Annotated in this window: 14 protein-coding genes; 8 read left to right on the top strand and 6 right to left on the bottom strand. The window is 46.5% G+C overall.

Annotated features, from left to right (window positions below):
- The first annotated feature begins 65 nt into the window (after nt 1-65).
- Nucleotides 66-1,457, top strand: a complete 1,392-nt coding sequence (locus EXU85_RS02205) for a cystathionine beta-synthase (RefSeq protein WP_142770505.1) — start codon at nt 66-68, stop codon at nt 1,455-1,457.
- Between the two features lie 68 nt (nt 1,458-1,525).
- On the opposite strand, the gene rsgA is transcribed toward EXU85_RS02205, so the two are convergent.
- Nucleotides 1,526-2,452 (bottom strand): ribosome small subunit-dependent GTPase A, encoded by a 927-nt coding sequence (gene rsgA, locus EXU85_RS02200; protein WP_210422430.1) that lies wholly within the window; start codon nt 2,450-2,452, stop codon nt 1,526-1,528.
- A gap of 56 nt (nt 2,453-2,508) precedes the next feature.
- Nucleotides 2,509-3,780, bottom strand: a complete 1,272-nt coding sequence (locus EXU85_RS02195) for a 3-deoxy-D-manno-octulosonic acid transferase (RefSeq protein ID WP_142770503.1) — start codon at nt 3,778-3,780, stop codon at nt 2,509-2,511.
- A gap of 58 nt (nt 3,781-3,838) precedes the next feature.
- On the opposite strand from EXU85_RS02195, the gene EXU85_RS02190 reads away from it, so the two are divergent.
- Together EXU85_RS02190 and ytxJ are read left to right on the top strand one after the other, a co-directional pair.
- Complete coding sequence (locus EXU85_RS02190) at nt 3,839-4,147, top strand: phosphoribosylpyrophosphate synthetase (protein ID WP_142770502.1); 309 nt, start codon at nt 3,839-3,841, stop codon at nt 4,145-4,147.
- A gap of 54 nt (nt 4,148-4,201) precedes the next feature.
- Entirely contained in the window at nt 4,202-4,531 is a 330-nt protein-coding gene (gene ytxJ, locus EXU85_RS02185; RefSeq protein ID WP_142770501.1) for a bacillithiol system redox-active protein YtxJ, read from the top strand.
- 98 nt (nt 4,532-4,629) lie between these two features.
- On the opposite strand, the gene folB is transcribed toward ytxJ, so the two are convergent.
- The 3 genes from folB to EXU85_RS02170 form a co-directional block, all read right to left on the bottom strand.
- The gene (gene folB, locus EXU85_RS02180) at nt 4,630-4,980 is read right to left on the bottom strand and encodes a dihydroneopterin aldolase (RefSeq protein ID WP_142770500.1); all 351 of its coding nucleotides are present in this window, start codon (nt 4,978-4,980) and stop codon (nt 4,630-4,632) included.
- Nucleotides 4,981-5,005: 25 nt separating this feature from the next.
- Nucleotides 5,006-5,920, bottom strand: coding sequence for a DivIVA domain-containing protein (locus EXU85_RS02175; RefSeq protein ID WP_142770499.1), 915 nt, complete (start codon nt 5,918-5,920; stop codon nt 5,006-5,008).
- 117 nt (nt 5,921-6,037) lie between these two features.
- Nucleotides 6,038-6,961: a WD40 repeat domain-containing protein gene (locus tag EXU85_RS02170; RefSeq protein WP_246859403.1), complete on the bottom strand. Its 924-nt coding sequence runs from the start codon at nt 6,959-6,961 to the stop codon at nt 6,038-6,040.
- Nucleotides 6,962-7,145: 184 nt separating this feature from the next.
- Here EXU85_RS02170 and EXU85_RS02165 point away from each other — a divergent pair, with 184 nt between their 5' ends.
- Nucleotides 7,146-7,703, top strand: a complete 558-nt coding sequence (locus EXU85_RS02165; protein WP_142770498.1) for a 4'-phosphopantetheinyl transferase superfamily protein — start codon at nt 7,146-7,148, stop codon at nt 7,701-7,703.
- 94 nt (nt 7,704-7,797) lie between these two features.
- Here the strand turns inward: EXU85_RS02165 and EXU85_RS02160 are convergent, their stop codons facing one another.
- Complete coding sequence (locus EXU85_RS02160) at nt 7,798-8,673, bottom strand: transglutaminase-like domain-containing protein (RefSeq protein WP_142770497.1); 876 nt, start codon at nt 8,671-8,673, stop codon at nt 7,798-7,800.
- A gap of 130 nt (nt 8,674-8,803) precedes the next feature.
- Between EXU85_RS02160 and galE the strand changes: the two genes are divergently transcribed.
- From galE to EXU85_RS02140, 4 genes are all read left to right on the top strand, one after another.
- The gene (gene galE / locus EXU85_RS02155) at nt 8,804-9,838 is read left to right on the top strand and encodes a UDP-glucose 4-epimerase GalE (RefSeq protein WP_142770496.1); all 1,035 of its coding nucleotides are present in this window, start codon (nt 8,804-8,806) and stop codon (nt 9,836-9,838) included.
- A gap of 99 nt (nt 9,839-9,937) precedes the next feature.
- A complete protein-coding gene (rfbB, locus tag EXU85_RS02150; RefSeq protein WP_142770495.1) occupies nt 9,938-10,999 on the top strand; it encodes a dTDP-glucose 4,6-dehydratase in 1,062 nt (353 codons plus the stop codon).
- A 78-nt stretch (nt 11,000-11,077) separates the two neighbouring features.
- Nucleotides 11,078-11,938 (top strand): glucose-1-phosphate thymidylyltransferase RfbA, encoded by an 861-nt coding sequence (gene rfbA / locus EXU85_RS02145; protein ID WP_142770494.1) that lies wholly within the window; start codon nt 11,078-11,080, stop codon nt 11,936-11,938.
- Nucleotides 11,939-12,336: 398 nt separating this feature from the next.
- Nucleotides 12,337-12,753, top strand: a complete 417-nt coding sequence (locus EXU85_RS02140) for a hypothetical protein (RefSeq protein WP_142770493.1) — start codon at nt 12,337-12,339, stop codon at nt 12,751-12,753.
- Nucleotides 12,754-12,766 lie beyond the last annotated feature (13 nt).

The following is a 12,766-nucleotide window of genomic DNA, read 5'->3' as shown; positions in this document are numbered from 1 at the left end:
TGGCGTTATCGGTATAAACCACAGAACTGAACCCTATATCCTGGCTTCAATGCCAGCCCATCAACATGAACTACTATAACTCCATCATCGACACTATTGGCAATACCCCTCTGGTGAAACTCAACAAAGTCACGAAAGGCATTCGGGGCACCATTCTGGCAAAAGTCGAGTATTTCAATCCCGGCAATTCAGTGAAAGACCGGATTGCCATACGCATGATAGAAGATGCCGAAGCGCGTGGCGTGCTAAAACCGGGCGGAACCATCATCGAAGGCACCAGCGGCAATACGGGTATGGGACTGGCATTGGCGGCTATTGGAAAAGGCTACAAATGCATTTTTACGATGGCCGACAAACAATCGCAGGAGAAGATCGATATTCTGCGGGCTGTTGGCGCAGAAGTCGTTGTTTGCCCCACAAACGTAGCGCCCGACGATCCACGTTCGTATTACTCCGTTGCCAAGAAACTCAATCGGGATATACCCAACTCGCTCTATCCTAACCAATATGATAACCCCGCCAATACGGCTGCGCATTACGAAACCACCGGGCCCGAAATCTGGCGTGATACCGACGGAAAAATCACCCACTTCGCGGCTGGCGTGGGAACCGGCGGCACCATTTGCGGTACATCGAAATTCCTGAAAGAACAGAACCCCAATGTAGTATCCATTGGGCTGGACACCTACGGCTCCGTCTTCAAGAAATACAAGGAAACGGGCATTTTCGACGAAGGCGAAATTTACCCCTACCTGACCGAAGGTATCGGTGAGGACATTTTGCCGCAAAACGTCGATTTCAGCGTCATTGATCACTTCGTAAAAGTTACCGATAAAGATGCAGCCATTATGGCCCGTCGGCTATCCCGAGAAGAGGGTTTATTTGTGGGTTGGTCGTGCGGTACGGCTGTCCATGGTGCGCTGGAATGGGCTAAGGAAAACATCACCGACGATGATGTCCTGGTTATTCTGCTACCCGACCACGGTACGCGCTATCTCGCCAAGATTTACAACGATACCTGGATGAAGGATCACGGTTTTCTGGAAGATCGTGCCTTCAAAACCGCCCGCGACATCATTCACCACAAAAACGGCAGTACAACAAATCGCCAGTCGCAGTTAACAACCATCGGTACGGCCGTATCCGTGAGTCAGGCCATTCAGGTATTGAATCGGCATAGCATATCGCAAATTCCGGTCACAGACGAGAACGGGCACATCGTTGGTAGCCTGACCGATTCAACCGTGTTAAATCGGCTGATCGAAGACCCAACAGTAAAAGATCATCCAGTCAGTGAAGTTATGGACAAGCCGTTTAAGTTCGTGGGTCTGGATAACACCATAGATGCTCTCTCGTCGCTGATTGATCGTGATAACAAAGCGCTGCTCGTCCGCGACGAAAAAGAGCAGGTACACATCATTACACAAGCTGATTTGCTGGCGGCCATGACGAATTAATGTAAAATGAATAATGGTTAATGGAGCTACCTGCAAACCCATTATACATTAACCATTAACCATGACAATTACCGCCGGTTATCTCCGCCCTCAATCATGCTCAGGTAGCTCATGTAGCGGCTTTCGGCGATTTCGCCCTCGGCGACGGCCTCTTTAATGGCGCAACCGGGTTCGTTGAAATGCAGGCAATTGTGAAAGCGGCACTGATTCAGGCGGTCACGCATTTCGGGGAAATAATGGCTGACCTCTTCCTTCGAGGTATCCATCAGGCCCAGTTCTTTTATCCCCGGCGTGTCGATAATGTATGTATTGGGAGCCAGTTCAAACATCTCGGCGAAGGTCGTTGTGTGCACGCCTTTATTGGCAAACGAAGACACTTCATTGGTCCGAAGATTTAACTCGGGCGCAATAGCATTCACAAGCGAGGATTTGCCCACCCCCGAATGTCCTGACAAGAGCGTAACTTTTTGGTCCAATAGCTGCCGAAATGTTTCGACGCCTTCTCCTTCAGTGGCCGAAGTAGCTATGCATTTATAGCCAATTCGCTCGTACAAATCCATGATTTCCTGCTGGTATTCCAGCCCTTCGTCATTCAGGATATCAACCTTATTGAATACAATGGTAATTGGAATTCGAAATGATTCTGCCGATACCAGAAACCGATCAATGAAACCCAGCGATGTACGGGGCATAGCCAGCGTTGCCAACATGATAGCCTGGTCGAGATTGGCAGCCAGAATATGCCCGTGCGCCGTTTTATGGACAGATTGGCGAATGATATAGTTTTTTCGGGGCGAAATGTCCGAAATGACCGCCGTATTTTCGGCTTCATCTTCAACCTCAAATACGACCCAATCACCTACGGCAATGGGGTTAGTAACCTTCAGGCCTTTTAATTTGAATTTACCTTTCAGCCGACCCTGAAAAATATGCCCGTCTGTGTTACGAATTTCGTACCAGGAGCCGGTGGAACGTATGACTAAGCCTTTTTGCATAATAGTTTAAACACAGAGGGCACAGAGAAAAGTGTGCAGAGAAAACGGAGAACTAATTACGTTGTGCGCTCCGTGAATTTCGCTGTGTTCCCCGTGTTTAGAAAGAATTTTACCACATCCATAACCTTCCCTGTCGCGCCAATGTTCCTTAGCACATAATTGCGGCTTATCTGGGCTGCTTCTGATGAATCGGTATACTGTCTGGAGAAAGCAATAGATAACTCCGTTGTGCTGCTGATTGGAAAGGCTGCGCCTTCATTCACTAGATCAACAGCTTCCTGATACTTAGCGTAGTCAGGGCCAAAAAACACTGGTACCCCAAAGGTGGCGGCTTCCAGGCTGTTGTGCAATCCTTGTTTGAAGGCCCCGCCAATGTAGGCAAACTCGCCGTATTGATAGAGTGACGTTAGCATTCCAACATTGTCAATGAAAAGAATATCGGCCTGCGTAACGCTGGCTTCATCGGTTTGCGAAAACCGCACCGAAGGCTTTATGAGTTGTGCCCGCCAGCGTTCGATTTCGGCGTCATGAATCTCGTGGGGCGCAATAATTACCTTCAGAGGTTTGTCGAACGCGTTCAAAAATGGAATCAACACATCCATGTCCTCCGGCCAGGCGCTGCCCACAACAAGCAACGGTTTACTATTTTTGAATGCAGCGGCTACGGGGATTTCTTTCTTTGCAGCCGCCACCTGTGCTACCCGGTCAAAGCGCGTATCGCCTGCACGTGTGACCTGGGTAATATCAATGCTTTTTAACAGATCAACCGACTCCTGGTTTTGAACCAGGATATGATCGAAATACCTGAGTAAGTTTCTATAAAAACTACCCCAAGGTTTGAAAAAGAGTTGATCAGGACGAAAAATGGCCGAGAATGAAATGACTGCAACATTAGCCTGTTTCAACTCACGGAGGTAATTGTACCAGAATTCATACTTAATAAAAAACGCAATAGAAGGCTTTACGATCGCAACAAATTGACGGGCGTTGCCGGGCGTATCGGCAGGTAAATAGATGATGTAATCAGCGCCTTCATAGTTTTTACGTACTTCATAACCAGACGGAGAAAAGAAGGTAAGCAGAATTTTATAGTCTGGATATTGCGTCCGAAATGCTTCGATAACGGGTCGCCCCTGCTCAAACTCACCCAGCGAGGCCGCATGAAACCAGGCAATAGACTGTTTGTTACCGTCGAATTGCTGATGTAATTTAGTCGTCCAGTCACGCCGACCGTCAACCCATTTCCGCGCTTTTGGGCTAACCGAAGCGGCCAGGCGTACAAATTGCTGAAAAACAAAAATACCTGTATTATAGAATCCCGAAAACAAGCTATTATGCGGTTAGTTTACTAACAAAGCTACACACTCTCAATCAAACCGCCGATTCATGAAAACCTACGACACACTTACCGAAGCACTCGACGGACTCCGCCAGGAGGGTTTTACTCAGGATTATAACCTAAAACACGATCACTTACATTGCCAGCCCGACGATATTGAACTACGGCCCGCCGACTTCGATATCGTTGATGTCTACCGCTTTGAGGGCATGACTGACCCCGGTGATGAGACCGTATTATATGCGATTGAAGCAAAGAATGGGAACAAAGGAACATTAGTTGATGCGTATGGTGTTTATTCAGAAGCTGTCTCGCCCGAAATGGCGGAGAAGCTCCGTTATACACCTGAGAATTAACGAACTTTTTAGCATCAAAAATGCTTTTACGCCAACAGAATGTATGTTGATACAATGAACTGGAACAAACTAACGAGCGAAGCTCAACTTGATACCATTAAAGCAGAGTCGGCAAAGCACCCAATTCTGATTTTTAAGCATAGCACAAGTTGTTCGATAAGCCATATGGCGCTCAGTCGTATGGAGCGTAATTGGAACGACCAGCTTGGTGTTAAGCCGTACTACCTGGACTTACTGGCTAATAAGCCAATATCCCGACAAATCGAAAGTGTATTTGGGGTTGAGCATGAGTCGCCCCAGGTGTTGCTGATTCGTAACGGCGAGTGCATTTACGATGCCTCACACATGGCTATTTCATTTGCTGGTTTACAGCAGGCAGTTTAATACAAGTACTAGGAGCGAGGAGGTAGAAGTGAGGAGGGCTGACGCGTCTGTGTTTTCGCGTCAGCCCTCCTCACTTCCACCTCCTCGCTCCTAGTACTTTATTCTTTCAACGTAATCTTTGCCCGGTGGCAAACGCCACCAATGGGCGGATTAAATTTGGATACACTCACTTCAACAGCCTCTAGATCGGCGTATTTTGCGCGTATTTCCTGAATGATTTGATGGGCTATATGTTCGAGTAACCGTGCCGGTTGCTGCATAACAGCGAACGTAATCCGATACAAATCTTCATAGTTCACTGTAGCACTCAGTCTATCGCGCCGGGCGGCCTCCGAGAAATCGGCGGTTACAATTATATCAACCGAATACTTGTTGCCAATTTTCTGCTCCTCATCGTAAAAACCGTGGTAGGAGAAAAACTCAAGCCCTTCTAAAGCGATTGTTCCCATAAGTTAAGACGCAATTCTACCAGCATTAAATCTGGTCGAAAAATGAGCCGGTTTTTTTAGGCTCTGGTTCCTCTGTCGTTTCGTTTATTGCCGACTCTGGTTCCGCTGTATTTACTTCGGCCAATACAGACTCAGGTGTATGCTCGATAGCAGAGTCTACATCCTCAACAGCCTGACCAGCTTCTGACTGAGTACCCTGAATGGCCTCGTCTACTTTTTCAGACAGCTCATTATCTTCCGGAATAGCTTCTGGAATAAACTTGTCCCGTTCAATAAGCGGGGGCAAATCAGCCGCATCGCTGCCAACGGGTTCGGCAGGAGCTTCAACGGGTGTTTCGTTCTTCGCAGTATCGTCGTTCTGCTTCAATTCATCCTGAATTTGCGAAGACACCTCGTCGATTTTTCCCTTCAGATTTTGCTTGCTGAATTTTTTCTCGAAGCGCTCCACACTATCCACCGCATTACTGGCAAGGGTACGAATTTGAGCCGCCAAGTTATCTTTATAGCCCTCCAGTGCCTTAAAATCGTGTTCTAACGATTTCAGGTCATTCAGGATATTATCTTTCAAATAGCGCGCCTGATTTTCAGCATCCTGAACCATCAGAGCCGTACGCTTTCGGGCATCGGCCAGAATATCGTCAGCTTTCTGCTTGGCTTCATTAATGTATTTTTCACCGGCCGTATTAGCCTGTTCCGTAATCTGCGCGCTGTTATCTTCGGCCGATTTAAGGGTACGGAACAGGGTCATTTCAATTTCTTTCAACTTGCCCAGCTCTTTTTCGGCCAGTTCAAGCTGCATTTTTAACATTTTATATTCGCCGGTTACACGCTCCCATTCCTGAGAGAGTGAAACCAGAAAGGCATCAACATCTTCGGTTCTATAACCGCGCAACCCTTTTTCAAATGTGTGTTGCCGGATTTCAATGGGCGTAATTTTCATTGGTGCGCTTCGTGTTTTAATGAGTTACTGATTGTCAGATAAAGGTGAAATAACAGCCATTCTACGGATTTTACAAAAAATAGGCCGAAAAATAGGCTATTCCTAGCCTGTACCAGACTATGCGTTCAATTTCCATACCGAAATTGTACGATCATCGCTGGCCGAAAGGAGCTGTTGTGTATCAGTCCACAGGAGTTTATTAATGGATGTACCATGTCCGGCATGCCGGGCTCGATCCACTACTTTTAACAACCGATACGTTTCGGTATCCCAGATTTTAATGGATTTATCCATACTTGCCGTTGCCAGTAAGCGGCCATCTGGGCTGAATGTCAGGTGATTTATTGCAAACATATGCGCCACAATATCATTATGTAACGCATAATTTTTCTCTACATCCCATACTTTCAAATGGGCATCACGCCCGGCCGTTAATAGATAGCGGAAGTCAGGAGAATAGGTAAGTGTGAAGACAGAATTCGTATGCGCTGGAATAATGCGCTTAAGCGTATAGGTCATTAAATCAAAAATACGTACCGCATTATCACTATACCCTACGGCCAGTTCGCGCTCTACCGGATTTACGGCTATACATCGTGCCGATTGATCCGATGCTTTCAAATGTTTTTTTAGCACCAACTTGTCAGCATCTACTATCGCAATTACGCCATCTGACAGCGCGGCAAAGGCATCATTTTTATAGAATTTTATATCAAAAATGGCAGCAGATGTTAATTTCAGCGAGGCAACTTCCTGCTTAAGTACAGGGTCAATTACATGAATACCTTCATAATTCTGGCCAACCCATAATAATCCATTGTTTGAATACAGAGCAAGTGCATAAACCGATGCGGGTACGGTAGCGATCAACTCTCCTAAATCAGGGCGGTCTAATCGCCATCGTACAACTTGCCCATCCCCGCCGGTTGAAAAAAACTGGTTGGCCGAGAAGTCACGTTCAAGTGTGTAAACGGGCTCCCGATGTCCTCCAAATGTATCTATTTTCTCTACAATCACTTTATTGATAAGTCTAGCGGGCATAATTCGCTATGTATACTAACTTCATGGACCAGATTTCTGACCCTAAGTTATCAAAGTTGACAGCCAAAGGTCGCTAAACCTTTCTTTTTGTCGAACGACTTCCGACTTTTGGCTTGTGAGTTTACAAATAAACATAAACGATGACTGTGTTTTGGTACTCCGTGCCATTACAGAAGACGAACCAATGCTCCGGCTAGGTTTGCCATTAACCATCGTGGAGCGGGAAGAGCTGGCCCGTATTACCCATCCTTCCCAACGAATTGAATGGCTGGCGTGTCGGGTAGCCATCCGGCAGTTGACCGAAGCACAGGGTTTACTATATCGGGGATTACAAAAGGATGAGTTCGGCAAGCCTTCGCTGATTGGAACACCGTGGCATATTTCACTCTCGCACACGATCGGCTGGGCGGCTGCGGTACTGCATCGGTCCCGGCCTGTGGGTATCGATATTGAGCCTATTCGGGAGCAGTTTAAGCGGGTAGTGCCACGCGTTTTATCAGCAGAAGAAAATACGCATGCCGCAAATGACCCTAATCGTCTGGCTGTTTATTGGTGCGCTAAAGAAGCGCTATATAAACTTTATGGAAAACGCCAGCTAACCTTCCGCGAGCATCTGCATGTTGAGCCCTTTACCGATGGTGCCGAAGAACTCATTGGCCATGTGCGCTTACCTGATCATGAAGAACAACTGACAATCCGATGTTTTCAAGCGGGACCAGGCCTGTTGGCAGTGGCGTTTTAGTTTTAAATGTATAATGGTTAATGTACAATGAATAATGGCGGTTACGTCTTTCATTATTCATTGTACATTAACCATTATACATTTAACATTATTCTCACCGTTGCGTATAATCCGATAGCGGCAATCCATCGCCATCATCCCGGACAGCATTAAGAATCTGTTCTACCTCCTGAACTCGTTCGGTATCGCCATTCTTCTCAAACGCCAACGTTAGGTTGCGCAATACCCGCCGAACAATATCTGCATTGGTACAAGGCTGATAGAAGGTCTCTAAACGCTTGATATTCAACTGATCAATATACTGATCGATATCCTTTGTCGTGAACACCAGGCCCCGGTTAAAGACATTGATATAGAACTGAACACCACTGTTGTTTTTATAGGTAAGCACAAACAGGTTCGGCAGATTTACGCCATATACAGGCAGATTCAATCGTTTGGCAATGAGCATATACAGTACACAAAGCGTAATTGGATTTCCCCGACGCGATTCGAGTACCTGATTGATCATTGAGTTAGCTGGCGAATGAAAATGCTTTGTGTTTGGCGCAAACTTCAGTTTGGAGAAAAAGGCAGTATTCATCGCCTTAATCTGCTCGTCGGGATGCATATCGGCTTTAAAATCCACCCAAACATCGTAGAACAATTGCTCTACATCCTGCCTGAGTTTGTTAAGCGATAAGTCAGGGTACTGATAGGTAGCTACGATCCAGAGCCCTTCCAACAAGTCCATGGCGCCACCATTTTTCCAGTCGCGCATCCGATCCAATACAGACTCGTACTGAAGATCGTGAATAATTTCTTCGATTCGTTTTTGTAGCGTGGAATTGAAACTTCCCTCCCATTCGGTTTCTAAAAGTGGGATCATTTGCCCACCCATTTGCCGAATTCGCTGTTCAACATGCTCTACAACCTCCTGATCTTCGTCGTCTAAGAGCGAAATAAGGGCCTTCAATTCGTTGTCGTTCATGCGTTTGTACCGATTTGCAGGATAACCCCAGAATAAATACTGCTTTCGTAAACCTCCTGAATATACTACTTTTGTCGGGTTGTACGAGTTGCTATGCTAAAGTAATAACAAAATTTTTATATAAAACGGTTTGACACCTACAGGCACTTCCCCCAAAATTCTGGTTACTGGCGGAGCCGGTTTCATTGGCTCCCATACAGTTGTTTCGTTGGTTGAAGCCGGTTTTGAGCCGGTTATTGTCGATGACTTTTCCAACTCTGAACGCTCGGCCCTCGATGGATTGCGTGCCATTCTGGGCCGGGATGTAACGTGTTACCCTGTCGACTGCAATGACGCTGTTGCCATGGATGATATCTTTCAAAAAGAATCACCTCTTGGCGTTATTCATTTTGCGGCATACAAAGCGGTTGGCGAATCGGTGGCTAAACCCCTGAAATACTACCGCAACAATCTCGATTCGTTGTTATTACTTCTGGAATTGATGCCGAAGCACAACGTGAAAAATCTTGTATTTTCGTCGTCCTGCACGGTTTATGGGCAACCTGAGCAGTTGCCGGTAACGGAAGAGACCCCCCGGCTACCAGCGCAGTCGCCTTACGGCAATACAAAGGCAATTGGCGAAGACATACTTCGCGACGCTGTGCGTGCAAACGTACCTGTTAAGGCGATGGCTCTTCGGTATTTCAACCCTATTGGCGCACATCCATCGGCACAAATCGGCGAATTACCACTGGGTGTGCCAGCTAACCTGGTGCCTTTTATCACGCAAACAGCCGCTGGCATTCGTTCTAGTTTGACAGTTTATGGCAACGATTACCATACGCCAGACGGCACTTGCATTCGTGATTATATTGATGTGATGGACTTGGCTGATGCGCACGTACAAGCGCTACGAAAACTGAACGAGGATACGGCCGAAGCTAGCTATGATGTCATTAATATTGGCACAGGCCGGGGGGAGACTGTACTGAATGTCATTAAAACGTTTGAACAGGAAACGGGCGTCGATCTAAATTACGTAATTGGACCTCGTCGACCGGGTGATGTTGAGCAAGTGTATGCCGATGTCTCAAAAGCCAATACCGTATTAGGCTGGACAGCCCGTCGTTCGTTAGCCGAATCGTTACGCGATGCCTGGCGGTGGCAGCAGAAATTAAGTTTGTAGTTTGTCCTTCGAAGTTTAGTGTTGTTCACCAGTATATTCATCTGTTTTCTACCAACTTCAAACGAAAACTACAGACATCAAACGTCAACCTTACATACAATGAAACTTCTTATTACTGGTGGTGCCGGCTTCATCGGATCGCATGTTGTTCGCCTATTCGTTACAAAATACCCTGAATATCAGATTTATAATCTTGATGCGCTGACCTACGCCGGAAACCTGGCGAATCTGTCAGATATTGAGCATTCACCGAATTACACGTTTATTAAGGGCGACATTACCGATGCGAAATTTCTGGAGGATATGTTCGCCGAAATGGAATTCGATGGAGTCATTCACCTGGCGGCCGAATCGCACGTTGACCGGTCCATAACAGACCCTATGTCCTTTGTGATGACTAACGTTGTTGGAACGGTAAACCTGCTCAATGCTGCTAAAAATAGCTGGAAGGACAGCGCATCAGGCTTTGAAGGCAAACGTTTCTACCACGTCTCAACCGACGAAGTATACGGATCATTGCACAATCCGGAAGATTTCTTTACTGAAGAAACCGCCTACGATCCACAATCACCCTATTCGGCCTCGAAAGCCGCTTCTGATCACTTTGTACGGGCTTATGGCAATACGTACAAGCTGCCTGTCGTGCTGTCGAACTGTTCCAATAACTACGGACCGAATCACTTTCCGGAAAAGCTGATTCCGCTGATGATTCACAACATCCAGACAAACAAGCCATTGCCAGTATACGGCAAAGGAGAAAACGTTCGCGACTGGTTGTTTGTGGTGGATCACGCCCGCGCTATTGACGCCGTTTTCCATACCGGTAAACTGGGCGAAACGTATAACATCGGTGGCTTCAACGAGTGGAAAAACATCGATCTGGTTCATCTGCTATGCCAGATTATGGATCGCAAATTAGGAAGACCCGAAGGAACGTCGGCTCAACTTATTACCTACGTAACAGACCGTGCCGGACACGACCTGCGCTACGCCATTGATGCTCATAAAATTATGAATGAGCTGGGCTGGCAACCCTCGCTTCAGTTTGAAGAAGGCCTGGAAAAAACGGTTGACTGGTTCCTGGCTAATCAGGATTGGTTAGACAACGTCACATCGGGCAATTATCAAAGCTATTATCAGGGAATGTACGCAAATCGTTAAAGGGCATAGAGCGCGGAGCAATGAGCAGGGAATACGCCTTTCGCTCCTTGCCCCACGCTCCTTGCACCATGCTAAACTATGAAAGGAATTATTCTTGCCGGGGGGTCTGGCACACGTCTTCATCCGCTTACACTCGCTGTGTCGAAACAGTTGATGCCGGTCTATGACAAGCCGATGATTTATTACCCGCTCTCGATTTTGATGTTAGCGGGGATCAACGATATTCTTATTATTTCCACGCCCCACGACCTGCCCCATTTCGAGAAGCTTCTGGGCGATGGAACGCGACTTGGCTGTAAGTTCAGCTACGCTGTTCAGCCTAGCCCCGATGGATTAGCGCAGGCGTTTATCATTGGCGAAGAATTTATCGGCAATGACAAAGTAGCCCTCGTTCTCGGCGACAATATTTTCTATGGGTCAGGCTTATCAAAATTACTCCAGGCCAACAATGATCCTGACGGTGGCGTGGTATATGCCTACCAAGTGCATGATCCAGAGCGCTATGGTGTTGTGGAATTTGATGCGGATTTCAATGTATTATCTATTGAAGAGAAGCCGGATAAACCCAAGTCGAACTATGCAGTGCCGGGTCTATATTTTTATGATAATGACGTTGTTAACATTGCCAGGAATATTAAACCATCGCCCCGGGGTGAGCTGGAAATTACAGATATAAACCGAGTGTATCTGGAGCAGGGCAAACTAAAAGTTGGTGTTCTGGATCGGGGAACGGCCTGGCTCGACACGGGTACGTTTGAATCGTTGATGCAGGCTGGCCAGTTTGTTCATGTCATTGAAGAACGGCAGGGCTTAAAAATTGGCTGCCCAGAAGAGATTGCTTACCGGATGAAATTTATTACCGCTGACCAGCTGGCCACCATCGCCCAGCCATTGGTAAAAAGCGGTTACGGTGCTTACCTGTTGAATTTACTCAAATAGGTTCGTTCATGTAGAGCTATAAAAAAACGCCGAGGCAGTTGCTTCGGCGTTTTTTGTTGACCTAACCTATGAGAAATGTTGTTGCAATGACTGCTTATCAGCATACATCATCAGCTACAGCACAAAGGTAGCCCCCAGGCCAGTATCGATTTGAGCGAAGAAACACCGGTTTTCGATAGCTTAAATTGAACAGGCAAAAGTCCGCACTTTAGTACGTAGAACTACGCATTAACAAGTAAGCCAGGTGGATCAATTCACTGTATATCAGCATATTATATCAACGCAATAGATTTTTGCATCTGTTGCTATCCCCTTGGACTTATCGTAAATTAGCCATTGCTTTCCGATTATGTCCATCCAGAAACAACCTCTATTACCCACTTTTACCCCTTTTTCTAATGAATGACTCTGTTTTCCATGAAAATGCTGGGCGCTTTCTCAAAGCGGAAGAAACCCAGTCAATGAAAGACGCTTACCACAGCAGTAAATTAGCTTGTGGTCATAAAAAAGATGAGTACACACGCTCAGAATTTTTCGGGATTAACCGAGTGAATCAGCTACTCAAGCAGCCAGGCTGTGTAGGTATTCGGATTCATTATGGTAATCGATGGGAAGATGAAAATGGCAAACCTACCGAGCCAGGGAAAGGCAAACTTAATCCACGTGTTCTGCTAACAGGTGTAGATGGCCGGGGTCGTGATTTACCAGCTTATACAGGTCATGGTGGACTCAAAGATGACGGCGGTGATGGCAGCGAATTAGGAACCGTAGGAGACGGGTTCCCGTGCCCACAACACTGTGGAGGAAGTAATTAACTTATTTATACTA

Source organism: Spirosoma sp. KCTC 42546, from assembly GCF_006965485.1.
Lineage (GTDB): Bacteria > Bacteroidota > Bacteroidia > Cytophagales > Spirosomataceae > Spirosoma.
The sequence above is the reverse complement of the archived record's forward strand: the minus strand, read 5'-3'. Positions and strand labels throughout refer to the sequence as shown.